Genomic DNA, 22,225 nt, shown 5'->3' with positions numbered 1-22,225 from the left:
AGGCTCGGTTCAATTACCAGATGCTGGAATTAGCCCGGTCATCACGCGGAATCACCCAGAAGGAACTGGCAACGCTGCTCAATCGGACACAAGCCGCCGTTTCCCAATGGGAGCACAATTTGCGCGAACCTAACGAAGAAGATATTGCCCTGCTTTCAGCAGCGCTTGATTACCCAACAAGCTTTTTCTATCAACAGGAAATCGATGTGTACTTGCCGCCTGTGCAAGGCCACTACCGTAAAAAAGCCGCGCTGAAGGCCGTATCACGGACGCAGCTAGAATCGCACTTCCGTCTGTTGGGAGGCTGGGTAAACAAGCTGCAGGATGCCATAGAAGTTGAGGATGGAATTGCCAGCCCCGACTTTTTGGATGACATGTCAGCTGATGCTTCGCCGGAAGATTTAGCCCGGCAACTACGGGCGAAGTGGCGGGTACCGAATGGTCCCATTCGCAGTCTGACGACTCTGCTTGAAAACCACAAAATCGTGGTGGCTAAAACTTGGCTGTTCAACGAAAATGTGGACGGCTACAGCTTCCACACGACTTCTGGCATGCCCGTCATCTACGTCAACCGGGAAGTAGACCTAGACCGTTTGCGATTCAATATCGCCCATGAACTCGGTCACTTGGTGATGCATTCCGACTGCCTGCCCGATGCCGAGCGGGAGAAGGAGGCGCACCGCTTCGCCGCCGAGTTTTTGATGCCGGGCCACGAAATCCACGACCAACTAATCAACCTTCGCTTGGAAGGATTGATGGCCTTAAAAGCCCGCTGGGGCTGCTCGATGGCAGCCTTGGTTCAGCGGGGTAAGCAGCTTGGCCTGCTCAGCGAGGACCGGTATAAGAGCTTGCTAATCGGCTTATCGCCATACCGCAAGAAAGAGCCGGTGGATTTGGCCAAGCACGGCTTCGTTGAAAAACCGCAGTTGCTAAGCCTGATGATGCAGTACCACTTGGATGAGGTAGAGATGTCACCTACTCAAGTCAGAAATATGCTCCACCTCAATGACGGTGACTTTAGCAAGCTCATGCTGATGTTGGGCTTAGGCTCCGGCGGGATGTTTGTTTCCCACCGGCTCTAACCAGCAGGCTGCTGTCACCCTCATGTCACTTTTAAAAACCCAATTACCTGACTACAAACTTCTTTAAAACGCAAACCGACTGTCACAGGTCAGTGACAGTCGGCAGGGTATAGTTGCAGTAAAATTGGTTGGCGCCTGACTTACTGGTGCCGGGAGTAGTCCCCCGGCCGCGCAATCCTACCGTGAGATTTACAAGGGTGCAAAGGTAGTGAAAATTCACTATCTGGGACGCGTATGCCCTTTGTGCTTGGCCCAGTGCAATGTCCACCACTGAATTAGCTCCGTGGATAATCATTCTAAGCCCTAATAATCATGGCGAAGAATCTGCACGTCGTGCCCCGCTCTACTGGCTGGGCCGTCAAGACGGCTGGCGCAAGTCGCGCGGCCACCATCGTTCCTACTCAATCGGAAGCCATTGCGGTGGCTCGGCAAATGGCCATTGGCCGTGGCAGCGAGATGCTCATCCACGGCACCAATGGGCAAATCCGTGCCCGCAACAGCTACGGGAACGACCCTGAGTCCAGCAAAGGGTAATACCAAAAGGCGTTGCTCAACTGCTGATTTAGCAGTTGAGCAACGCCTTTTGGTATTCGTCTGGCATAGGCTGGCGCGTCCGTCGCTGGCCCGTGCTTCGGCTCATCACGTCCTAATCACACCTCCTTATGGCTTACCCAAACTACGCCCCCCCGGCGGACACGCCTGCGCAGCAGTTTGCGCGCAAACAAGAGCTTTACACCCTACTCGACCGCCTCGGCCAAGAGCTGGAAATTCCTCCTGGTCGCTACAAAGAAGCGGAAGAGAAGTACGTTGCTGTCAGCGAGGTACTACACGGCTGCCCCACACTTAGCCAGTACGACCCGCACGTTTTTGCCCAAGGGTCTTTTGCGCTGGGTACCACGGTACGGCCTCTGCATGGGGACGAGTATGACTTGGATTTTATTTGCTACCTCCAAAAAGCGCATCACTTGCAGCACACCCAGCGGCAAGTGTATGATTATCTCCATAAGCGGCTAGCTGGCCACGGCGTGTACAGCTCCATGGTTGAATTGAAAAATCGGTGCGTTCGGATTCGCTACGCCGATAAGTTCCACCTTGATATTACCCCCGCCGTTCGCAACCCCTATTGCAATCGGGGCGGCCTGTATGTGCCAGACCGTAAGCTCGTCATCTGGAAGGCATCGCACCCTAAAGGCTACGTGGAATGGTTTACCCCCATCGCGGCCCTGAAGCCCCGACTCAAAATGCTGGAGAAGGCCATAGAGGGCCGGCATGTAGCCTTGGGCAGTACTGAGAAGCTCCCCGAGCAGCAAGTACCCCGTGGCATTCTGCGGCGGGCCGTACAGTTCATGAAGCGGCACCGGGACACTTACCGCGAGCAGTACCCTACGCACGCGGACTACGCACCGATTTCCATCATCATTACCACGTTGGCTGCCCACGCCTACCAGCTGGCGGTTAGTTTGGGAGAGTACGATTCGGAGTTCGACGTGATGAACGCCGTTATTGACCTGATGCCGCGCTTTATTGGCATCGAGCAGGACTGGGCGAACAAGCGGATTTACACCGTATTGAATCCAACCACCGATGGCGAAAACTTCGCGGATAAATGGAGCGACCCCAAATATTACGAGGTATTTACGGCGTGGCACCAGGCAGCAAAGCACGACCTGCGCAATCTAGAGTCGCTGCGGGGACGTGATGAAATCCAAAAATCACTTCGCAATTCGCTGGGTGGTACCGAAACCGACCGCGTGTTTGGCTTACAAACGCAGAGCATCAACCAAGCCCGTCAGCAGCAAACGCTGAATATCCCAGCTGCAGCTCGGACGGGTATGGCTAGCGCGGCAGCAGCGCTGCCAGTGCCACGAAACAACTTTTTCGGCAAGTAATGGGGCATCTGCGCACGAAGTCGCTCTCCCTGCCACATCAGCTGGCCACCCTCCGCGCTAATTGGCCGGAGGGTGAAACGCGCCTCACCCAGCACGGCCTGACGTGGACTGGGCCGCTGGTTCCTTCGGTATTCAGTCGAACTTACGTGACCCGGGTTTCTTACCAATCGCCGCAGCATCTACCCATTACCCAGGTGTTGTCGCCCTGCTTAGATGAGTTGGCAGGTGGGCGGAAAATTCCCCACATGTACGCTCAAAAGAAGGGTGAACTGTGCCTATTCACCCCCAAGTTCTACGAGTGGACTGGGCAGATGCGCATTTCACACAGCATTTTGCCGTGGGCAGAGTTGTGGCTCTACTATTTCGAAGACTGGCTGGCTACCGGTGAATGGCAGGGCGGTGGCACTGACCATCCTGCTCCGCGTAGCATTTCTACTTACAGCGCACCTTTTCTGAGAAGCCTCCGATGAATTCCAGCCCCTCCAAACAGCCAAAACAAGCCGGCGCTTCCAAGGAGGCGCAACGTAAGGCTCTAAGCCCAAAAGTCAAGCAGCTGCTGTACGTGCGGGCTGGTGGCCGCTGCCAGCTCTGTCAGGACTACCTATTAGAGAGTGATGAATTAGGCTACTACGAGTTCAATCGGGGCGAAATGGCTCATATTGTGGGGCAGAGCCTTAATGCTACTTCGCCTCGTAGTGACTTCCCGCTGGCTAAAGAACTACGGGATGATGTCGAGAATCTCATGTTGCTTTGCGCCAGGGACCACCAAACTATTGACAAAGCCATCGAAGAGGGCAATTTCACGGTGGAGCTGTTACGCGAGCTAAAGCGTGAGCGGGAAGCACATATTAAGCATGTGACGGGGATTCCGCAGAACCACCATACCTGCATCGTCCGACTGGTGGGCCGCATCAGGGGGAATATAGTGCAGGTTACGCGGCCGGAATGCAACAGCGCGACGCTGCATCACCACCCAGCCCGGTTTGCCAATTTTGCCCTCGACTATCACCGGCAGGGGGTGGAAATTGACATCACGATGCTGGGTGAGCCGGAAGAAAACCCGACTTATTATCAAACGGCCCAGCTTTTAATTGACCGGGAAATACAACTTATCCGGCAAGGAGTAGAGCGGGGCGAAATAGCCCACCTATCTGTGTTTGGCTTTGCCCGTATTCCAGCCCTGGTCTACCTAGGGTTTCAGTTGGGGAACAAGGTTGGCACTACTTTATTTCAACGGCGGCGAGTTGATGCCAAGCACTGGCACTGGCTGCGGGAGGCACCCGTACAGCCATTTGAGTGGGAGCTTATTCAACGCTCGCCACAAGTGGAAAAGGTTGCCTTGATTATCAACGTCACAGGGTGCATTCACAGATGGGAACTCCCGGATAACATTGATGATACGTTTAACATATTTTTACTGAAGCCAACCGGCATTGACCCACACGCCGATGCGGTTCTGACCGTAGAATCTCTTGACCAGTTCCGTCAGACCTACCGGCAGCTTATGGCCTACTTAGAAAGCAAACACAAGTCGGTAGATCAAGTTCATCTGTTTCTCGCTGCCCCAACTGCGGTAGCTGTTGCGTGCGGGCTCGACCTAATGCCACATGCGCAGCCAACACTACTAGTTTATGACCGGATGCCCCGTAAGTTCACCGCGGCGCTGTCAGTGAATTAGCTAGCGGCATGCCTCTTCGGGGCAATCTAAAATCAGCGTCCTCAGAATCACATTTACTCACACTACACCAGTTGCCTAATCCTAGCTTTCGGCTATTTCTCAGCAAACCCAGATGGAAGAAACTGCTAACTTCTCTCATTCGTGGATGCGCCTAGCGGCTTTGCCGAAGGAGCGGACAATGTGGGACTTTGACGCGTATTACCAGCGTGTTCACGCCCTTGTGCCCAATGTTCCAAAGCATGTGTTAAAACAGTGGATTCATGGGCTCCAGGGCGAGTATGTTACACGCCGAAACTATGCTTGGTTGGATTACGACCACCTGAATTTTAGCTTGGAGCAGTGGCCGACTCAGGAGTTGCTGAACCTGTACGTGGTCGAATCATACCGGGATTGCGTTGAGACCCGGGCACGCTGCCAGGACTTTGATGAGTTTTGCTGCACTAAAAGGGACTTAGCTAATTGGAAAGAGCAAGGCACTTGGCGAACCCCGCCAGTTGTGTTGGACGTGACCTCATTAGGTGCGTTGCCCTTGGGAAAAGAGTTGGTGACGCCACACCAGTTAATTGAAGGCCACAATCGACTTGGATACCTGCACGCCATGGCTGGAATGGCCCAACATGGGAAGGCAGAATTAATGGCAACGCACGAGGTATGGGTGCTACGACAACCAAGGTCTTCGCAGTAAATATTAGCATGTCTAGCGCTCGATGCCGCCCACATGGAGTGCGGAACCGCTGGCCGCACTACGTTCCTGGGCCAAGGGAGCCCTCTCCATTAGGCTCACCGCTCTTTTTAGTTCGCTCAGTTGACTACTACCCCTCAGTGCCGGAATCCGGTCAGCCGCGTCGATGGACTTACCAACATTTTCCCGGTTCAACCCACCGATAAAGGGTGTGCGCTCAACGTGCCGGGCTACTTCCTGAAGTCTAGCCGCGTCCAATCCTTTCCCGTGCTCGCGCAGGCCTAGTGCTACTTGCTCAGCAGCCCGCTTGAAAACGGCCTGAGCCTCATCGTGAGTTTTGGGCAGCCCGAGCACCTTCCCAACATTAGATTCTTTCAGCACGGTTAATGCCTGAACCTGCTCAGCTGCCACCCGAAACCGACTGGCATCCGTCCGGTCCTGCCGGGCATCAGGCCCCTGCAGCGCGGGATGCTTGCTAATCTTCTCCGCGGCCTGCTGAAACTGCGCCAAATGGGTCTGAATCGCCGCGGGATTTAGGTTCGTCGCCTCTACCCCCTTCCCTACCGCCACGCCCTTCTCGTAATTGCCAGCGCCGGGCATGTTGGCCACGATGTCCATCACCCGGTAGCCCGTTACCTCCAGTTCGCGTCGGGCATCCATGGCTCTCATCTCCGGGGACAAAGCGGCTAGGGGACGCGCCTGACTTGGGTCGCGCCGCTGCTCGGCTTCGAGGCCGGGCGCCGGGCTGATGACCTGCTCGAACATGGCTTTCAAGGCCTGCAGGTTCTTTGCTGCCTCTTCGGGTGCGTGCGGGCGCACGATGGCCAGGTCGCGGGCCCGGTTGAGCGTGGCCGGGTCGATGCGGGCAAAGTCCACCTGGTAGCCGGCTTCCTGGCCCAGTTGCACAAACGTGGCCTGCAGCGTGCGGCCATTGCCGTCGCGAAAGGCGTGGGTGTGGTTGTACTGGTCGAGGTAGTAAGCCGCGCGCTCGGCAAACTTTTCCTCCGACAGCCCTTTTAGGTAGTTCTCCTGGCCCAGCTGCGCGCCGATGGCGTTTAGCCGCTGCTCAATCTCCTTGTATGGCGCATAGGTCATCGTTTCCTTGAAGCCGGTAACGTACGTGGGCTTGTGGCCCTGAAATTCCCGGTCAGCCCGGGTTTCGCCGGCCCAGGGGTAAACGCCCTCAAACAGCTTCTGGTGCACCTGTTTGAGGTGGGCGTGGTCGTAGCGCCCGCCGGGGATGCCGCCCTGCAGGTTGAGCCGCTGCAGGCGCAGCAGCGAGGAGTCGGTTTCGGCCTGGGCCAGCTGCTGGGGGTCGGTAATGCCCAGCCGGTTTATCCGTACTCCATTTTCGTCGCTGAATCGGTCGCCGGCTACCATCAGCGGGTGGCTTGGTCCTCGGAGCTGGCCGGGGCGGCGCCCGGCTGGTAGCGCGCCAGCAGCAGCGCGTCGTTGAGTTCAATGGCCTCGTCAATGCTCAACTCTCCGTCCACGTAGCGCTGCATGATGGCCACACTCTCCGGGCTCGGCGCCGGGCCGTTGCTCATCAGGATGGCAATGGAGTTGTTGGCGCCGCGCTCCCGCTCCTGGCGAGCCGCGAGTTGCTCGGCATCAAGGCCGGCCGGGGCCGGGGTAAAAAAGCTCTTCATCATCGGAATGGAAGTCTAGGTGTTGGGTACTTACTTAACAGAAAAAAGTGGCTTAACGTCCCTCTCTGCTGGGTTTTCGAGGCTATTCGACCTCATTCTTTGTGGCTCCTGCTAAGGTATTTGCGTGCAGGGCCAGGGTTTCTCGGACCTGCTGGCTGACGCGCCGGTAGTTCTCCTGCACCACCACCGAGAGCGTGGCGGCGCTATCTTCTTCGCTGTCGCCGAACGTGGCCACCGGGTGCAGCGGGAAACGCTCCGGGGTGGCATCGGCCCGGGAGATGATGCCCTGGAAGAAGGTGCGCTCGGTTTCCACAGTCTGCCCGATAAACTCGCCCTGCTGCAAGCTGATGGCGTCCTGCACCCGCACCAGGTTGCGCTCCTGGTAGCTGGTGCTCAGGTTGGAACTGTGGCTGCCGCGGCTGCCCGCCCCGCCCTGGCTCTTGCCGGTGCTGGTGCTGTGCATCTGCTTGTCCTCGCGGCCCACGAGCTCGGAAATGAACTTGGCCGTGTCGAGCGAGTTGACCTTGCCGAAAAACTGGTTGTTGAGGTTGGAAACCATAACCTTCATCTTTTCAGGACCATAGGCATCGGTCATCTGCGCCAAATCCTGGGTCATGTAGATGGTGGCCACCTTGTTGCTGCGGGCCGTGGCGGGCAGCAGCTCCAGCCCCGGCACGTAGACCGTGGCGGCCTCGTCGAGGAAGACGTAGCTGCGGTGCTTGTGCTGCTGGTTCATGAGCTTGATGGCCACGGTGATGATGCAGCTGACCACCGGCGAAAAGGTTTCCTTTAGCGTCGGGTCGTTGCCGATGCAGAGCAGCGCCGGCTGCTGGGGGTCGTTCAGGTTCAGCGAGAACCCCTCCCCTTTCGCCTCGTCGGGCGTGAGCACCCACACGATTTCCGGGGAGTTGATGCGGTTCAGTATCACCTGCAGCGTGCCCACCACGGCGGCTACCTGCTTTTCGGCCCGCTGCTCCACGGCCGTCACAATGCTGCGCACCATGCCGGCGCACTCGGGGTCGGTTTCCAGCATCGAGAGCACGTGCTTGAAGTCCTTGTGGATGGCCGTGGCCACTACGTGGGGGATGGTGCAGTAGCGCGGGAAATGCTTTTTGTAAAACCAGATGATGCCCGTCAGGTAGGCCACGGCGCTGATGTCGAAAAACTCCATCTTGCGGATGCTGGCCGGGTTCAAGTTGTTGATGATGGCCCGGGAGTACTCCTCGGCAAACGCCACCACCGGCATGTCCGCGGCTCGCAAGGGGTTGACCCGCTCGCTGCGCGTCAGGTCGCGGAAGTTGATGACGTGCAGCACCACCGCCGGCTCGGGCTCCCCGTTGGGCAGTCGCCGCCCGGCATCCGGCCGGCGCCCGGCCAGCTCCAGCGCCTTCTGCGCCGTCTCCGCCAGCACCGGGAACTTGAAGTCGTAGATGAGCCCGGCAAAATTCTTGGCCGCCAGCTGCTCAATCACGGGCTCCCCGATGGAGTACGTTTTGCCTGCGCCGGCACCGCCCAGCACCAGCACGCCCCGGTAGGGATTGGGTACGTTCACCCAACCGCCCCCTTCCGTGGGCAGGCTGAACCCATCGGGTGTGTCCACCCGCTTGCGCTCCACGCTCAGCCCAAAGTCCGGGCTTTTGGTCAGCGCCCGCAGCAGCCCTACCACAAAGCCGCTGGCCAGCACCAACGCCGCCGTCACGGGGTAGCCTACCCGGATAAAGCCGGTCGGGTACGAGGTGATGCCGAGCAGTACGTAGGCGCTGAGCAGGGCCAGGCCCGCGCAGCTGGCCACTACGATGCGCACGGCCTGGGGTCGTAACGGCTTGCGGCGGGTCTGCCCCGGTTTGCGCGCCGGCGCCGACTGCAGGAATACCAGCGCCAGGGCTACGAGCAGCAGCAGCCCCCGCAGGTACCCGCCGGCCGCGTCGTAAAACCGGCCGGCCTTCACCAGTACCTTCTGTTGAAATTCCTGCCCGGCGGTGGCCACGCGCAGGGCCGCCGTCCCGCCCGTGCGCACGACCTGGTCACCGGCCTGACTCGTGGCGGTGGCCAGCTCGGCAGCCGGCTTGCCCACCACGGGCGCCGCTTGCCGCCGCAGCCGCGTGCGCCGCGCTTCGGCCCGCTGCCGGTTGAGTACGGCCAGCCGGGCGGCCAGGCGCTGCCCTGGCGTCAGCCGGGGTGCCTGTGCTGCCTGGTGTTGCGCGGCGCGGGCCGCGGCCAGCTCCGCGGGGTGCAGCAGCACGTACCACTCGCCGGCCAGCAGGCCCGCCAGCAGCAGGGCCAGGATGAGCAAGACGGATTGTGAAGCGGACGCGGGCCGGGGTGGTTGGTTTAGCATGGGGGGGGAAATAGGATGGGGTGGGTTTACATCTCGATATCCAGCTCGGCGCTGCGGCGCCCGGGCTTCTCGGCCACCTGCTCGGTGCGCTCGTCCCGGGTAGCTTGGGCGTTGCGCACCAGGTGTTGGACCGCGTGCAGGGCCGTCACCGCCTGGCGCTGCGGGGCCGGGGCCTGCTCCCGCCCGGTGCGCAGCAGCTGCAGGGCGTTGTCGATGGGTCGGCCGTCGCGGGCGCGCTCCTCCACCCGGCGCAGCATCCGGTAAAACGTCTTGTCAAACTGCCGGGCCTGGGCAATGGCCTGCACCCGGTCCGGCGCCAGGTGCTGCTCCCGGGGCACCAGCTGGTTGATGGCAGCCACGCGCCCGGCAATCTTCTCCAGCCGGCCGGCATCGTAGGCCGGGTCGCGTGGCCGGGCTGCCTTGGGCCGCAGCTTCTCGTGCGCCTGGGCCTCGTAGCCGAACTGCTGCTCAAACTGCCGGCCGGCCGCCGCTTGCCAGCGCATCAGGTCAAACCGCTGCCGGCGCCCGCCGGGGTTGAGGGTCAGCTTTTGCTCCCGGTCACGGGCGCTGACGATGATGTGCACGTGCGTCTGAAGGCCCGCGCGCTTGGCGCCGGCCTTGGCCGTGCCCGCCACTACCTCGGGGTCCGTCCCCCGGTGGGTGCGGTCCTGGTGGAGGATGGCCCCCCATACCAGGCTTTGGCTGTCCAGCTGCCGGCCACCGGGCAGCCGGAAGTTCTGCGCGTACTGGTCCATGACCTGCCGGGTGTACGCCTTGAGCTTGTCGGGGTCGTTGCCGATGTGGGCCAGCTCCTGCTCGCTGGGACTCAGCACCAGCGAGTAAAATTTGGCCTCCGTGGCCCGCAGTCCTTTCACGTTGGAGTCGATGCGTTGCAGCAGCTGCGCAGCGCCGAGCTCGTCCGAATCGGCGTTAAAAAACGTTGCTTCCTGCCCCTCCCCTACCGCTTCGTGCTGCAGATAATTCAGTGTTTGCGCGCAGCTGCCGGTATTGGTATACGCCGCTTTGCCGTGCGTTTTGGGGTTGATAAGTTTGACGTACATCGGCCTTTTAACCTGCTTTAAGTTCGCTGGAAGTAGCTCCTTCTTCTCCCGATTGCCCCGGATTTACTTGGCTTTCCACTGGCGCCTGGTGCTTTCCCGGGCCCTGTTTGCGGGCGGTCAGCAGCGCTTCTTTTACCTGCCTTTCTACCGCTTCTTCGTTGCGCTGGCGCAGCAATTGGAGCGCCTGCTGCTGCCGCTGCAGCTGCGCTTCGCTGAGCGTTTCCAGCTGCGCGTTTAGGTTGCTTACCAGGATTTCGTTCATGCGCAGCACCCGCTCCAGCGTGATGCGGGTACGCAGCATTTCTTCGAGCATGGCCGTGAGCAGCGTGCGCTCCTGCTCCTGCATGAAGCCGAAGACCCGGTCACCCAGCTTTTTTATCTGCTGCATGATGAGCTGCCCTTCGCGCGCTTCCGTGGCACGGGGGTCGAGCCCTCGGGTAGCAAAGTACTCCACGGCCGCACTGGTGTAGGCCCCCAGGCTGGCGCCGACTTCCGCGGCCGCCGCGTCGGCTTTGCGGTAGGCAATGCTGTCGAGGGTAACCCGTTTGCGAAGCGCTGTACTCATGACATGTATGTTGTTGTTAGGCTCGCGGCCCACATTTACATCTGTAAACCAATTACTTACATTCAGATGGCCCGCTAAAACAGCTCTGCTGGTTTATAAATAACTCAGGAATAGCACGTTAGCTCTACGCCTGAGTTGTTCTTCTTGCTAAGACCATTCTACAGTTAGCAATAAGTTAGTAAGAAGCTAGTACGGAGCTTTGAACATTAGTGTTAGCTCCCGGGGCACTTCGCTTTCATTTGCCATCTAGGTTCTGAATCAAACCCGTTGCAACAGACTATGCACCCAGGCTCCTCCAAAACCTGATTTGGCTAATTGCTGGTTGCTGGCTTTGATTCAATTATGCCGCATTGCAGCTCAAGGGCACGCCGACGCGGGTTTTAAGCTGCTGGGTTCAAATCAACAGTTCTGCAATTCTGCATTTCTGTTGCTGATATACGGCACCTGCTAGCTCTAACTGGTCGCTTGTGCCGCAATTCTGCTTTTCTGTAGTTCTACAGTTCTACCAGCTGTGCCCTTACGCGTCGGCTCCCTGCTTTCTGCTTTTGTGCAAATCTGTTGTCCTGTTGTTTTGTATTTCTGTTGAATTCACGTACTCACTAGCTACCCGCCCCATCTAGCTGCGGTTCTGCAAAAACACACTTCTGCAAACCTGTTTTTCTGTTGTTGTGTGATTCTGCTTTTTTGTTATTTAACTTTTCTGCAACTTGACAGAACCGCATGACGACAGAAAAGCAGAAATGCTTTTCTGGCTAAAAACACTTCTGCTTTTCAGCAAAAGTGTTGTTCTGCGCTTCTGGCTTTCTGCTTTTCTATTACTTTTGGTTTATTGTCCTGCCGGCGCGTTGCCCCGGTACCTACCTACGCCTCAACCCCACACCCACTATGTCCAAGGTTATCAGCTTTGCCACCCAGAAGGGGGGCTCCGGTAAATCCACGCTGGCTCTGGTGCTCGCTGCCCCGCTGGCAACGGAGTACGGCTTGCGCATCGCCGTCCTCGACTGCGACTACCAGCAGAGCATTGTCAAGACCCGCGAGCAGGTGGACGCGGCCAACTTCGCCAAGCTGCGCGAAGTCAACCCCGATGCCCAGTATCCCTACGACGTGTACCCCTGGCAGCTGAGCCAGATTTTTGACTTCATCGATAATCCCGAGCACAACTACGACCTCATCATCATCGACGTGCCCGGCCGCGCCGACGGCGACGACGTGTTCAACGCCCTGACGGCCTGCGACGCGGTGATAGTGCCCCTGGTGTCGGATTACCTGGACCGGGCTTCTACGGCCGAATTTATGACCATCCTGGAGGCCATCAAGAAAGCCGCCGACGACGCCCAGATTGACTTCCAGTACTACGGCCTGCCCACCAAGCGCGTGGCGGGGCAGCGGGAGGAGAAAGAGATGGACGACTATATCGATGGACTGGGCCTGGCGCGCTTTAACTCGTACCTAGGCCACCGCAAGGCCTACACCCGGGCCTCGACGCTTTACAGCCTGCTTAACCCGGCCTGGTCGCGCTACGCCGGCGGCTCCAAGGACACGAGCGAGGAAATCCGCCGCGTGTGCGAGGAACTCATCGAGCGCCTGGGCTTGCCCGACCGCCGTTCTACCGCGGCTACCACCGTATCCACCGCTTCAACCTCCGCTAAGTAATGGGCTTCGAGAAACCACAAATCACGCCGCGCCGCCGCATTGAAGTACCCGAAGAGGCTCGCCAGCAGGCCCGGGCGGGAATGGGAGGGGAGGCCACCCGCACGGCCACCACGCCGCCGGCGCCGGTAGAGCCCATTGCGCCCCCCACGCCCACAGCTGCGCCGGTAGTTGCGGCCCCTGCCCCTGAACCCGCAGCTATGGCGCCGCAGCCCACGGTCTCGCAACCAGGACCACCGACAGCCGCTCGGGCGCGTGCCTCCACGCGGGGCCGTAAGACCGCCGCGGCCGCGGCACCAGCCCCGGAGCCCGAAGTGCCCCTGCATACGGTGCAAATCGCCAAATCCGTGGTGCAGGAGATTAAGATGAGCCTGCTGCTGGCCACGCCGGGTCCGGACACCCCGACTACCATCAAGAACTACTTGGAGGCGGCCCACCGCCACTACGATGCCTACCTGCGTAAGTCTGGCAAGCTGCCGGTTAAGTAGGGGAGGGGCTTCTCTCCGCCGACTCAGTGCAAGCAGCCTCTTCGGGGGCTGCTTTGCTTTTGGGCGGTGGGGGAGGGGAGGCGCCAGGCTGCACGCGATGCCCTCTGGCTGCGCTCACTTTTTATAAGCGCCGGTCGTCTGGCAGCCCGCCCTTGCCCGCAGGCGGCGCAACTGCTGTGTTCCGCTGAGGGAGCTAAACCGCGCACCCAGGGCAAAAAGAGGGCATTTACTGCGGATAGTGGCCTGGGGTTGCGCTTATAAAACGTGCTAGTTGGCCGCTGGGAGCACTGCCGGGACTTATAAAAAGTGGTAATTCATTGTTAGCTAATAGTTAGCAAAAAGTTAGTAAACATCTGTTTGACCTTGAAAAAAGTTGGAATGACTTATAAAAAGTGGTGCAGAGCACCGATTCCCGTCTCGGCTTCGAGAAGCTGTAGTCGCTTATAAAACGTGAGATTAACTTTGAATCAGTAACTAACGTCTTAAAAAAGTGCAATCCCTTAATGACGTCTGTTTTCTTCTGTTCGTTGTGTTGTTTTCTTGTTTGTTTGGCTGGTGGTTTGCAGCCGACCATCTAAAAGCTTATCGAGGGGGGTAACATCAACCTTTGTGAGTTATTTGCTATTACTTGTTCTATTTGTAGGGCTTATAACTTGCTGATACACAGTAGCATATAAAGGTATAAAACCACTTTTTATAAGCGAAAAACCACTTTTTATACCTTTTATTACCACGTTTTATAAGCGAATTCTCACGTTTTATAAGCCTAAAGACCACGTTTTATAAGCCAAAAACCACGTTCAATTACCACTGTGGTTTTTTATCCTTTGCGGGCTTACATTTGCCATATCCCGCGTCCGTATCTGCTACCCTATGAAGCCCGAAGAAACTGCCGTCGTGGTGGTGGAGCCCACCCCCGTTGTTCGCCAGCACAATGCCATCACCCAGGCGCGCTACGACTACACCGCTTGCCAGCTCGACATCTTCTTCTACCTGCTCTCCCGGCTACGCCGGGACGACACGGCCGACCAAGAATACACGATTTACGTGAAGGACGTGGAAGCGCTGACCGGGCGGCAGTGGAACTACCAGCAGCTGCGCGAGGCGACGGCCGACATGGGCTCGCGGATGTTCGAGGTGGAAAGCGAGCGCACCTACCAGCAGCTGTGGATGTTTCAGCGGGTTGAGTACATTAAGGGCAAAGGCTGCCTGCAGATTCAGCTGGCGGCGCCGATTCGCCCCTACCTGTTCAACCTCAAGGAAAACTTTACTTCCTACCAGCTGCACTCGGCCCTGAAGCTGAGCAGCAAGTACGCCAAGCGCATTTACCAGCTGGTGAGCCAGTGGAAGGACAAGACCTCGACGCGTACCTACCCGCTGGACGAGTTCAAGCAGATGCTGCACCTGAAAGACCCCAAGGGCAAGGAGCCGGAGCTGTTTCAGAATATCAGCCAGCTCAAGGCCCGCGTGCTTGACATTGCCGTGCGCCAGGTCAGCGAGCACACCGACCTCAAGATTGACTACGAGCTGGTCAAGAAGGGCAGGGCCTACGACGCGGTGCGCTTTACCATCGCCCGCCAACATCCCCAGCAGCTGCCCATCCCGTTCGAGCAGCCGGCGGAGGATGCCCGCGCCTTCGCGGCCCGGCAGCACCTGGACGCGCTGGGCATTACTCAGCCGCAACTCGTGGCCACCATTCTCGGCGATGCCAAGCACCTGGACCAGCTGTTCAAATTCACCTACCAGTTGAAAACCGACAAGGTGAAAGCCACCAAGAACCCCGGGGGCCTGTTTCTGAAAATCTGCGGGCTTCGCTAGCCATTCTGCCTAGCCGGTGACAACCGCTACGCAGCCAGTTCCTCCCCGAATGCTTTCCAAACGGAAATCATGGGGAACGTGGGCAGTTCGTGCTTGGCTTCCCGCAAGGCAGGAATCAAGTGGATGTAGTCGAACATAAACTTGGCCAGCACAACCATGGCCACGCCAACCGAGGCCTTAGCCATCTCCTTTTGTTGCTGCAGGTCGCCGCTCTGCTGAATCTGAATGATGCTGAGGCGACTGGAGTGGGCGTAGCCGCAGAGAAACTTGTACTGCTGCTTAAAAAATGCCTCTTGAAAACCGGCATTGACGGCGAGGACTGCCCACCCCTTGTTAATCCGCCACTCGCCCTTTAACACCATATTTTGTTGTTTGGCTGTCAACGCTTGAAAGTAGGGCGATGCCTTGATTTCCGCCTGCAAATCCGCAATAGCCTTGGCTTCGCTTTTCTTCAACTCAACCTGCGACTGATTCTTAGGGTCAAACTCAGCCCGGTCGGTAAAGCCGCCGAGATGCCAGCACGCGAACCGGAACCGGAGCTCCTCCGGGTCCTGTGAGGCCACGAATACATGGTGCAAGGTTAAGTAAGTCTCAAGGGCGGCTCTTACCAGGATGGCAATGGAGGCGAAATCCACTTTGGCGCCATAAAGCTGCTCTGCGGTCAGTAGCTGGTAGCCCTTAAAGAGGTGGCGCACGGAAAGGCAATGGTGAATGATTTTTTGGCCCAGTCCTTCGGCATAGTAGATGCCCGCAATGTCAGCGGGCAGTTTCTGGCCCTGCAAGCGATTCCCGATTTCGATGGCTCCGTTAAGCAAAAGGTCAAAATCGAGTTCATGGTTAGCTTCCATACTACCAATAAAGGCTAAGCGTCGAGCGATGCCCGCTTACTAGAACTGCTTAAAAGAATTAGAAGTCTACTGCTTATCGTCCGGTTGGCCCGCTTGGCTGGCCGAGGCTTGGGCGCGCACAACTGCAAATAACTCTTCCTCCGCCACACCCAGCACCCGAGCCAGCTGCTGCAGTTCTCCCACGGTGCACGTTTCAGGGCTGCGCTTGCGGGTGTCGTAGGTGCGGGCCGATACTCCCCAGGCTTCCACGATGCGCTTGCGGGTGCCAGCCACTTCCAATAGTTCGGCCAACGTGCTGGGGTGGTGGACGCGCGGGGGACTCGTCAGGGGCTCGGTAAAGGCTACGGTCGGGGCAGGTATTTTAGACATTGGAGAAAGGCTAAAAAGGCACAGAATAAAGTGCGTAAGGTAACCCTTTTACGCAGCGTCTAGCCTTTCGGGCGCCGGCAATTCTCTTGAATCTCCGACGTAAGCGTTTGCTCCTCCCAGCGGCCGCACTCGGCTACGGCCAGGGCCAGCCACGCTTCCAGCCGGGCCGGTTCCGTGCACCGCGTAATAAACGGCTCAGCCGCTTGACGGCGCTCCGGCGAAATGGCCGGGTGCTGTAAGATGCAGCGCAGCTCGGCGCGCAACGCCGCAAGGCCATGCTGCGGGGCAGTAGCTGCGGATTCCGGTGCAGGTAAGTTCGCGGACATGGGTAGCAGCAGTAGGAGCAAAAAGGGAAAGAAAGAGCTGGCAGCTAGGCCGCCGCCCCGGTACCGGGGCGGCGGGCTGGTTTAGCGTAGCATGTCAGATTTCATCAGCAGCACCGGGCCAGCTACCACATCGACGGGCGAGTAGTGTTCCAGCGGGTAGGTTTCGTACCAGGCGGCCGTGGCCAGCGGGTTGATGGGAAGCCGGCGGTTTTTGCCCTCGTCATCAAACACGAAAATATACCTCTCGTAAGGTCCGTGCTGGGGGCAGTGCACGTCGATGTAGTCAGCCTCCAAAGCAGCCCGCAGCTGGGCCAAGCCGAAGCTTTTGCGGCCCTTGTCGGGGCGCACCTCGCGCGTGCTGCCGTCCACGCCCAGCAGCGTGGCGGCTCCCTCGGCCGGCAGCATGCCGGCGTGCTGGCTGTGGAAGTAAACGCCCAGTTCCTGCCGGGTGGCGTACAGTTGGCCGCCCACCACCTGAAACGGCCCCTGGTCGTAAGTCGTCGTTGGAAAAAGCTGGCCTGTTGTGCCGCATAGGGCCACAATCAGCGTCGGCTGACCGAGGACAATGCGCAGAAACAGACGGGGAGGCAGCGGAAAACTAGCGCCCACGGGCTTTACCAATTCCGTATTGTGCAGGCTGAACAACAGCGGTCCAGGGGTGATTAAACAGGGGGCTTGTTCCATACTACAGGGCTGATTTATTGAATCTTACTACTATCTATTAAACGAATTGCAGGCCCTACACGTTCTCTTTTTTGCCTATAATTTGTATCTTTTTGCTCTTTATAGGTAGCCTTCTTTGCCTCACCGCCCCCTGCGGGACTGCGCTCAAAAAGTGCAACTGGAGGCTCTGGCAACGGCTCCTATGTTGATTCGTGATGTGCTCAGGATGGACCTGTAGCAGGCGACTCCCCCAAACGAGGCAGTTGCTTGCGGGGAGTGCGACTCGTGGCTCCCGCATCCGGCAGGGGCTCGAACCAATCCCGGTAAGCCGTCGTGAGCCGGTCGGCCACGATGGCCAGGCGCTGTTGCTCGCCGTCGCGCCGCACCCAGATATGCGCACTGCCGCAGCCTACTTCGGCCTTGGTTAAAAGTTTGGTACAAAAGTTAAACGGGCGTCGCAACCATTACCTCTGTTTGGCAATACCAATGAATTAGTTCCGTTCTTTTCGCCGCTCCTCACAGACATTGCCGTCACCAACATAGAGCTGATATGCGACCATCTGCCGAAGCTGACTTGCACAAATTCGACGTGCGCGTTATCATCCAACACAAACCGGTGGGGAGCAATCGGCCTGAATTCGGTAATTAAATTACCCGCATCAGCATTCTTGCAAAACAGCTTGTTGCCAATTAAGTACATCGTTAGCGGCCAGTAGGTACCGGTGTAGGGCTGCAGCTGGCTCAATGGTACCTTAGCCGCCGGACGCTGGGCTGCCAGCTCGTCCAGTAGGTAGTGGGATGTTCCTGCTAAGTCGGATACTTTTCGAACGTGGTTTCAAGTTGATTTTCAAGTATTTGGGCGAGTGGTAGCCAAGGGCGGAGTGACGCCGCTTGTCGTGGTGATAGGCAATGCAATGGCTGAGTTCGAGGCGTGCCTATTCCAAGCTAGGAAAGCTGCCGCCGTCGAGTAGTTCGGTCTTGAGCTGGCTCCAGAAGGGTTCGGCTTGTGCGTTGTCGTAGCAGTTGCCGCGGCGGCTCATGCTCTGCGTAGCGCTATTGCTAGCCTGCAGGTTGCGGAAGCACGTGGCCGTGTACTGGCTGCCTTGATCCGAGCACACGATCAGGCCTACCGGCGGCGGCACCACTAAAGCCCGGCGCAAGGCTTCGCTGACCAGGTCTTCTGGCATGGTTTCGCGCACGTCCCAACCCACGACTTTGCGCGAGCAGGCGTCCAGCCAGTTGGCCAAATAGAGCCAGCCTCCGCCCCGCCTGGGCAAGCACGCAATGTCGTCCACCCATACCTAGTTGGGGCCGGCTGCTGAAGCCAGTTGCGCCGAGCGTAGTAACTGTTCGAGTGCACCTGCAGCAGGGTGCACAGCTCGCGCACCGGCACTTGGGGACTGTGTTGATCGATGGAGCGGTAGCGTCTCACGGCCTCTCCCGGCTGAAGATGGTCAAGGCTTTTTTAAAACGGATACCTTGCGCTCCAAGAGCTGGTTCTCGGCCCGCAACGCTCGCCACTCGGGGTCTTACGCCTTTGCCGCGCTGCCGGCCGCTGCTTTGGCTTCGGCTCGCCGCCAGCAGGTAGGCATCAGCGTTTCGCTGATACCTACCTGCTCGGCCTTGAATGCCACGTCGAATTTGCGCCGCTTATCTGGCGGACTGATATGCAGCATACTTGCCTTAACAAAGAAAAAGTACGTCCGAACTCTGTCCACGTCAACCAGACCGCCTCAATTCAATCTTGGTAGAGCAGAACTATTCCCCTATCTTCCCGCCACGTTCCGATCTATACTATCTCCCTATTGCCCGCAAGCTTTCGTTGAGATGACCTTAACCAGTTGTCTTCGTGTTGCTGCAAACAGAGTATTTCACGGCTTTTACACGTCCCCACGACCGGTGGAGGCTAACTGCCCTTCCGTAGAAATACTTGATCTTTTCTATATACCCCAGCTAATTCACGCGCCTAGAAGTGAGGTGGGGTGGCTTTATCTCTTTTTATTAGCCGGACCATGAAACTAGTCCACTTGATGACGGCTACTGCTATCGGCTGTACGAGCTGCTCCTTATTTGAGGAGAGCGGAAAAACTACTGTAGAAGGACAAGTGGTCGATTCCGCCACCGGACAAGCCGTGGCCAATGCACAGGTATGTCTATTTGCCAACCATCGCGGTGGCTCCTCCGCCTCCTACAATCCTGCCGGAGACTGGCGCCCAACAGATGGAGAGGGAAAGTTCTCCTTCTCCTTCGAAGCGGAGGAAAATAACGCCTATATCCTGCGAGCATCTTCCTCGCGGGGGGATACTGAGTTCCAAAGCGCGCCACGAATTAATGGAGGGCGCAAGAACAAAGGCGTACAAGTACCGGTCGCCGCCATGGCGTGGGTCCGTATTCATCTGCTGGACGTTCCTCCCCGCACGGATGCAGTGAATGTGGCTGTATGGGGATTCCAAGATTCATTTACTCTACAACCACCATTGGATACAGTCATTTATCGATTAGTAAAAGCTAGCCCAAACCAATTAGTGCTTTGGCAGATAAATGGCAGCCGGACGGAGCCTGCTACACCACATCAGGTATCTTCTGGAGTGGCCGGTCTGGACACTATGCGTGTAGATATTCGCTACTAGTTCCCTAACGCACTTTGCTCTTAAAGCATCCTTCTACCAGAGGGATGAATACTCATACCCTTTCTATTCAGACAGGAAGGGCGTTGTATGCCTTATTTTCCCCCATTTCTTTCTTTTGTTCAATTTAAATGCTGAAAAAACTATTCTTTTCTCTGACTTTACTTGGCTACAGCTATGTCAGCCAGGCGCAGCAAGTAGTTTCCTCTCCACAGCCAAATCCAGAAGACGTGGGTGATGTCGTGGCCGAGTTAGCTACCTCTCTCAGCACCTTGGATGGTAGCCGGATCACGACAGGAGTATTGGTGAACCGAACCGTTCCTCTATCTGACCCGCACCCGTTTAATGGGACAGCCTCCAGCCCAAACAACACCTACAGTGAATGGCAACAGCAGTACTGGCAATTTTACCAAGCCTCGTTGTCCACCAGTGCCTTACCGACACCAGCAGACCTATATGATCGGGTACAAGCAAAAATCGAGACTGGACAGACAGGGGTAGCGCAAGAGTAAGAACAGAAATTCCCGTTAGGGCCGCCGGGCCGGATTTTGGCGCAGGCGGGGTATCTCAGAAAACGGGCGTTTTTTCGGCCCGGCCGAAGTGGCCCAGGTCACCCCTCCGATGCACGGTTAAAGTTGTCTTATTCATTGTTCTCACGAATCAACGGCTCACCATCATCGCCGGCGGTGACTTTATGAGAATTTGCCGTCGATTTCCTTAGCGTTGGTTTCCGTTCCTACTCTAGTGGGACCCCGAGTACTGGTATCGGGCAACTTGGTCACAGCCGCTTTTGTACTGTGTTTTTTATATACCAGCTGATTCCAGTTGGTTAAACATGAAGTATTGATGAAAATAGGGCTTAGGTGGCATTCTAAGAAAGCTGCATCTTACCATGCCACCTGATTTCTCTACTTTAGTTTGGTCTAGTTTGATGGGAGCAGGTCAGTTGCCGAAGCGATACGCAACAGACTGCGTCGCCACCCGCGAACTGGAATGCGCTCGAGAATGCTCCTCATGACTGACATGTATGGACCGGGCCTTGTCACGCCGGTGATGCTCAGCACGAACTGGCCAGCCCGTTTAGCTTTTGTGCCAACCTTTTACCCAAGGCCAAGTTTCGGACGCGGTGCTCGATGCGCCGGGCTCACTTATCATTCAGGAAGCGGGCAACCGGACGTTCTCGATGCAGACCGCGCTGCACGAGCTGCTAAAATAGCCAGCCTACTTACTATATTAAAGCGCCTGTCAGGCTGAGCTGGCGCAGCATTTTTTCGCGTGAGAAATCATATTTCTAACGGAAGATGCTGCGCCAGCTCAACCTGACAGGCGCTTTGAGCTACCAGATATGGACGACGTGCTTAAAACTCCTGCACCGTGGGGCGTAGCACAATTTCGTTGATATCTACCTCGGCGGGCTGCTCGATGGCGAACGCAATGGCCCGGGCCACTGACGACGCTGGAATAGCCTGTTTGTAGAACTCTACCACGCCCTTGGCACTTTCCTCGTGCGAGCTGCCGTGCTGTAGCTCCGACTCTACCGCGCCGGGCTCGATGCTGGTGACGCGAATGCTGCCGCCTACTTCGTGGCGCAGCCCGTCGGATATGGCCCGCACGGCGTATTTGGTGCCGCTGTACACGGTGCCGCCGGGGCTGAACACTTTGATGCCCGCCACCGACGAGATATTGATAAAGTGCCCGGACTTTTGCTGCTCGAACACGGGCAAGGCGGCCGCGATACCGTAGAGCACGCCTTTGATGTTGATGTCAATCATGCTGTTCCACTCGTCCACCTTGGTGGCACTCATGGGCGCAATGGCCATCAGGCCGGCGTTGTTGATGATAACGTCGAGGCGACTAAACGCTTCTACAGCCTTATCAACCAAGGCTTTTACTTCTTCGGCTTTGGTTACGTCGGTTTGCAGAATCTCTACCTTTCCGCCTGCGGCGCGAATATCGGCAGCAATTTTTTCCAGGTTTTCGAGGCGGCGCGCGCCTAGCACTACGGCGGCACCTTTGCTGGCCAAATGGCGAGCCGTAGTTTCGCCCAGCCCGCTGCTAGCGCCCGTGATGACGACTACTTTATTTTCGATATTCTCCATGATGTTCCTCGTTTGGCCTCGCTTTACTTAAGGCGATGTAGGGGATAACCGGTAGCTACAGCAGTTGTTTTTTGGGTGGTGGTCTAATTTAAGGTGGGAGTGTAGTTATCGAGAACGATTTTAATGCGGGCAGTATGGATTGCCAAACTTTGGGTGTTGTTAAACAAATAGGGTAAAACCTCCGACTCGGCCCTACGCCGGTTTGCTTGGCGGCTGCCAAGTAGCAATCAGGTCCATGTCAAACGGGGCTTCGGCCAGCAGGGGGTGGTCGGAGAAGTCGTACTCACCGCCGCCGGCCACCTGATGGTGAGCAGCGCCAGCAACGACATCGGCACCGGCACCTACACCATCATGACTCAGATTGCGGCCCAAACCCTGGGCTTGCCGCTGGAA

The 22,225-nt window shown here is 57.5% G+C and carries 25 protein-coding genes and 1 pseudogene; 13 read left to right on the top strand and 13 right to left on the bottom strand.

The window, feature by feature from the left end; translation table 11 throughout:
• Positions 1-20: 20 nt before the first annotated feature.
• The 6 genes from DNI29_RS22755 to DNI29_RS22730 all read left to right on the top strand — a co-directional run bounded on the left by DNI29_RS22755 (position 21) and on the right by DNI29_RS22730 (position 5,334).
• Entirely contained in the window at positions 21-1,082 is a 1,062-nt protein-coding gene (locus tag DNI29_RS22755) for an XRE family transcriptional regulator (protein WP_162303726.1), read from the top strand.
• A gap of 312 nt (positions 1,083-1,394) precedes the next feature.
• A complete protein-coding gene (locus DNI29_RS22750; protein WP_202910567.1) occupies positions 1,395-1,616 on the top strand; it encodes a DUF2188 domain-containing protein in 222 nt (73 codons plus the stop codon).
• Positions 1,617-1,744: 128 nt separating this feature from the next.
• A complete protein-coding gene (locus DNI29_RS22745; RefSeq protein WP_110980450.1) occupies positions 1,745-2,971 on the top strand; it encodes a nucleotidyltransferase domain-containing protein in 1,227 nt (408 codons plus the stop codon).
• Complete coding sequence (locus DNI29_RS22740; protein ID WP_110980449.1) at positions 2,971-3,441, top strand: type II CBASS E2 protein; 471 nt, start codon at positions 2,971-2,973, stop codon at positions 3,439-3,441. The genes DNI29_RS22745 and DNI29_RS22740 overlap by 1 nt, the downstream gene beginning before the upstream one ends.
• Complete coding sequence (locus DNI29_RS22735; protein WP_110980448.1) at positions 3,438-4,649, top strand: SAVED domain-containing protein; 1,212 nt, start codon at positions 3,438-3,440, stop codon at positions 4,647-4,649. Before DNI29_RS22740 ends, DNI29_RS22735 begins: the two co-directional genes overlap by 4 nt.
• Positions 4,650-4,761: 112 nt before the next feature.
• A complete protein-coding gene (locus DNI29_RS22730) occupies positions 4,762-5,334 on the top strand; it encodes a hypothetical protein (protein WP_110980447.1) in 573 nt (190 codons plus the stop codon).
• A gap of 12 nt (positions 5,335-5,346) precedes the next feature.
• Here DNI29_RS22730 and DNI29_RS22725 read toward each other — a convergent pair whose 3' ends face one another.
• The 5 genes from DNI29_RS22725 to DNI29_RS22705 form a co-directional block, all read right to left on the bottom strand.
• Positions 5,347-6,711, bottom strand: coding sequence for a Fic/DOC family protein (locus DNI29_RS22725; RefSeq protein WP_110980446.1), 1,365 nt, complete (start codon positions 6,709-6,711; stop codon positions 5,347-5,349).
• On the bottom strand, positions 6,711-6,983 hold the full coding sequence (locus DNI29_RS22720; protein ID WP_110980445.1) for an antitoxin VbhA family protein: 273 nt from the start codon (positions 6,981-6,983) through the stop codon (positions 6,711-6,713). The genes DNI29_RS22725 and DNI29_RS22720 overlap by 1 nt, the downstream gene beginning before the upstream one ends.
• Before the next feature lie 79 nt (positions 6,984-7,062).
• Complete coding sequence (locus DNI29_RS25200) at positions 7,063-9,318, bottom strand: type IV secretory system conjugative DNA transfer family protein (RefSeq protein ID WP_123823396.1); 2,256 nt, start codon at positions 9,316-9,318, stop codon at positions 7,063-7,065.
• 26 nt (positions 9,319-9,344) lie between these two features.
• The gene (locus DNI29_RS22710; RefSeq protein ID WP_110980443.1) at positions 9,345-10,379 is read right to left on the bottom strand and encodes a DUF5712 family protein; all 1,035 of its coding nucleotides are present in this window, start codon (positions 10,377-10,379) and stop codon (positions 9,345-9,347) included.
• 7 nt (positions 10,380-10,386) lie between these two features.
• On the bottom strand, positions 10,387-10,944 hold the full coding sequence (locus tag DNI29_RS22705) for a BfmA/BtgA family mobilization protein (protein ID WP_110980442.1): 558 nt from the start codon (positions 10,942-10,944) through the stop codon (positions 10,387-10,389).
• Positions 10,945-11,829: 885 nt separating this feature from the next.
• Here DNI29_RS22705 and DNI29_RS22700 point away from each other — a divergent pair.
• The 3 genes from DNI29_RS22700 to DNI29_RS22690 all read left to right on the top strand — a co-directional run bounded on the left by DNI29_RS22700 (position 11,830) and on the right by DNI29_RS22690 (position 14,900).
• Positions 11,830-12,597 (top strand): ParA family protein, encoded by a 768-nt coding sequence (locus DNI29_RS22700; protein WP_123823395.1) that lies wholly within the window; start codon positions 11,830-11,832, stop codon positions 12,595-12,597.
• Complete coding sequence (locus tag DNI29_RS22695; protein WP_110980440.1) at positions 12,597-13,082, top strand: hypothetical protein; 486 nt, start codon at positions 12,597-12,599, stop codon at positions 13,080-13,082. Before DNI29_RS22700 ends, DNI29_RS22695 begins: the two co-directional genes overlap by 1 nt.
• A gap of 873 nt (positions 13,083-13,955) precedes the next feature.
• Positions 13,956-14,900, top strand: coding sequence for a replication initiation protein (locus tag DNI29_RS22690; protein WP_227769184.1), 945 nt, complete (start codon positions 13,956-13,958; stop codon positions 14,898-14,900).
• Between the two features lie 26 nt (positions 14,901-14,926).
• Here the strand turns inward: DNI29_RS22690 and DNI29_RS22685 are convergent, their stop codons facing one another.
• The 7 genes from DNI29_RS22685 to DNI29_RS24635 form a co-directional block, all read right to left on the bottom strand.
• On the bottom strand, positions 14,927-15,748 hold the full coding sequence (locus DNI29_RS22685) for a hypothetical protein (RefSeq protein WP_110980439.1): 822 nt from the start codon (positions 15,746-15,748) through the stop codon (positions 14,927-14,929).
• Between the two features lie 66 nt (positions 15,749-15,814).
• The gene (locus tag DNI29_RS22680) at positions 15,815-16,117 is read right to left on the bottom strand and encodes a hypothetical protein (protein ID WP_110980438.1); all 303 of its coding nucleotides are present in this window, start codon (positions 16,115-16,117) and stop codon (positions 15,815-15,817) included.
• Between the two features lie 59 nt (positions 16,118-16,176).
• The gene (locus DNI29_RS22675) at positions 16,177-16,443 is read right to left on the bottom strand and encodes a hypothetical protein (protein WP_110980437.1); all 267 of its coding nucleotides are present in this window, start codon (positions 16,441-16,443) and stop codon (positions 16,177-16,179) included.
• 81 nt (positions 16,444-16,524) lie between these two features.
• Positions 16,525-17,127, bottom strand: coding sequence for a hypothetical protein (locus DNI29_RS22670; protein WP_110980436.1), 603 nt, complete (start codon positions 17,125-17,127; stop codon positions 16,525-16,527).
• 200 nt (positions 17,128-17,327) lie between these two features.
• The gene (locus DNI29_RS24345) at positions 17,328-17,567 is read right to left on the bottom strand and encodes a hypothetical protein (protein ID WP_123823394.1); all 240 of its coding nucleotides are present in this window, start codon (positions 17,565-17,567) and stop codon (positions 17,328-17,330) included.
• Between the two features lie 474 nt (positions 17,568-18,041).
• Positions 18,042-18,401 carry a DDE-type integrase/transposase/recombinase gene (locus DNI29_RS22655; RefSeq protein WP_110980433.1) on the bottom strand — a complete coding sequence of 120 codons (360 nt, stop codon included), beginning with the start codon at positions 18,399-18,401 and terminating at the stop codon, positions 18,042-18,044.
• Positions 18,402-18,635: 234 nt separating this feature from the next.
• Positions 18,636-18,782, bottom strand: coding sequence for a calponin homology domain-containing protein (locus DNI29_RS24635; RefSeq protein WP_162303725.1), 147 nt, complete (start codon positions 18,780-18,782; stop codon positions 18,636-18,638).
• A 336-nt stretch (positions 18,783-19,118) separates the two neighbouring features.
• On the opposite strand from DNI29_RS24635, the gene DNI29_RS24340 reads away from it, so the two are divergent.
• The 3 genes from DNI29_RS24340 (at position 19,119) to DNI29_RS25195 (ending at position 20,949) form a co-directional block, all read left to right on the top strand.
• The gene (locus DNI29_RS24340; RefSeq protein ID WP_123823393.1) at positions 19,119-19,736 is read left to right on the top strand and encodes a peptidase associated/transthyretin-like domain-containing protein; all 618 of its coding nucleotides are present in this window, start codon (positions 19,119-19,121) and stop codon (positions 19,734-19,736) included.
• A gap of 128 nt (positions 19,737-19,864) precedes the next feature.
• Positions 19,865-20,245, top strand: a complete 381-nt coding sequence (locus DNI29_RS22650) for a hypothetical protein (protein ID WP_110980432.1) — start codon at positions 19,865-19,867, stop codon at positions 20,243-20,245.
• A gap of 575 nt (positions 20,246-20,820) precedes the next feature.
• Positions 20,821-20,949 (top strand): hypothetical protein, encoded by a 129-nt coding sequence (locus DNI29_RS25195; protein WP_262490745.1) that lies wholly within the window; start codon positions 20,821-20,823, stop codon positions 20,947-20,949.
• A 142-nt stretch (positions 20,950-21,091) separates the two neighbouring features.
• Here the strand turns inward: DNI29_RS25195 and DNI29_RS22640 are convergent, their stop codons facing one another.
• Positions 21,092-21,832 (bottom strand): SDR family oxidoreductase, encoded by a 741-nt coding sequence (locus DNI29_RS22640; protein ID WP_110980431.1) that lies wholly within the window; start codon positions 21,830-21,832, stop codon positions 21,092-21,094.
• A gap of 273 nt (positions 21,833-22,105) precedes the next feature.
• Here DNI29_RS22640 and DNI29_RS22635 point away from each other — a divergent pair.
• Positions 22,106-22,225 (top strand): annotated as a pseudogene (locus DNI29_RS22635) (molybdopterin cofactor-binding domain-containing protein); the annotation flags it as partial.

It is taken from the genome of Hymenobacter sediminis (assembly GCF_003231285.1).
GTDB lineage: Bacteria > Bacteroidota > Bacteroidia > Cytophagales > Hymenobacteraceae > Hymenobacter > Hymenobacter sediminis.
This window is presented reverse-complemented; position numbering and strand designations above follow the sequence as displayed.

Excerpts from the sequence above, each read along its gene's own strand:
- DNI29_RS22700 (WP_123823395.1), top strand. The coding sequence starts at position 11,830 with ATGTCCAAGGTTATCAGCTTTGCCACCCAGAAGGGGGGCTCCGGTAAA.
- DNI29_RS22710 (WP_110980443.1), bottom strand. The coding sequence starts at position 10,379 with ATGTACGTCAAACTTATCAACCCCAAAACGCACGGCAAAGCGGCGTAT.
- DNI29_RS22740 (WP_110980449.1), top strand. The coding sequence starts at position 2,971 with ATGGGGCATCTGCGCACGAAGTCGCTCTCCCTGCCACATCAGCTGGCC.
- DNI29_RS22755 (WP_162303726.1), top strand. The coding sequence starts at position 21 with ATGCTGGAATTAGCCCGGTCATCACGCGGAATCACCCAGAAGGAACTG.
- DNI29_RS22640 (WP_110980431.1), bottom strand. The coding sequence starts at position 21,832 with ATGGAGAATATCGAAAATAAAGTAGTCGTCATCACGGGCGCTAGCAGC.
- DNI29_RS24635 (WP_162303725.1), bottom strand. The coding sequence starts at position 18,782 with ATGCTGCATATCAGTCCGCCAGATAAGCGGCGCAAATTCGACGTGGCA.
- DNI29_RS22730 (WP_110980447.1), top strand. The coding sequence starts at position 4,762 with ATGGAAGAAACTGCTAACTTCTCTCATTCGTGGATGCGCCTAGCGGCT.
- DNI29_RS22720 (WP_110980445.1), bottom strand. The coding sequence starts at position 6,983 with ATGATGAAGAGCTTTTTTACCCCGGCCCCGGCCGGCCTTGATGCCGAG.
- DNI29_RS22725 (WP_110980446.1), bottom strand. The coding sequence starts at position 6,711 with ATGGTAGCCGGCGACCGATTCAGCGACGAAAATGGAGTACGGATAAAC.
- DNI29_RS22670 (WP_110980436.1), bottom strand. The coding sequence starts at position 17,127 with ATGGAACAAGCCCCCTGTTTAATCACCCCTGGACCGCTGTTGTTCAGC.
- DNI29_RS22735 (WP_110980448.1), top strand. The coding sequence starts at position 3,438 with ATGAATTCCAGCCCCTCCAAACAGCCAAAACAAGCCGGCGCTTCCAAG.
- DNI29_RS22705 (WP_110980442.1), bottom strand. The coding sequence starts at position 10,944 with ATGAGTACAGCGCTTCGCAAACGGGTTACCCTCGACAGCATTGCCTAC.
- DNI29_RS22750 (WP_202910567.1), top strand. The coding sequence starts at position 1,395 with ATGGCGAAGAATCTGCACGTCGTGCCCCGCTCTACTGGCTGGGCCGTC.
- DNI29_RS22695 (WP_110980440.1), top strand. The coding sequence starts at position 12,597 with ATGGGCTTCGAGAAACCACAAATCACGCCGCGCCGCCGCATTGAAGTA.
- DNI29_RS24340 (WP_123823393.1), top strand. The coding sequence starts at position 19,119 with ATGAAACTAGTCCACTTGATGACGGCTACTGCTATCGGCTGTACGAGC.
- DNI29_RS22675 (WP_110980437.1), bottom strand. The coding sequence starts at position 16,443 with ATGTCCGCGAACTTACCTGCACCGGAATCCGCAGCTACTGCCCCGCAG.
- DNI29_RS25200 (WP_123823396.1), bottom strand. The coding sequence starts at position 9,318 with ATGCTAAACCAACCACCCCGGCCCGCGTCCGCTTCACAATCCGTCTTG.
- DNI29_RS22650 (WP_110980432.1), top strand. The coding sequence starts at position 19,865 with ATGCTGAAAAAACTATTCTTTTCTCTGACTTTACTTGGCTACAGCTAT.
- DNI29_RS22680 (WP_110980438.1), bottom strand. The coding sequence starts at position 16,117 with ATGTCTAAAATACCTGCCCCGACCGTAGCCTTTACCGAGCCCCTGACG.
- DNI29_RS22745 (WP_110980450.1), top strand. The coding sequence starts at position 1,745 with ATGGCTTACCCAAACTACGCCCCCCCGGCGGACACGCCTGCGCAGCAG.
- DNI29_RS22690 (WP_227769184.1), top strand. The coding sequence starts at position 13,956 with ATGAAGCCCGAAGAAACTGCCGTCGTGGTGGTGGAGCCCACCCCCGTT.
- DNI29_RS22685 (WP_110980439.1), bottom strand. The coding sequence starts at position 15,748 with ATGGAAGCTAACCATGAACTCGATTTTGACCTTTTGCTTAACGGAGCC.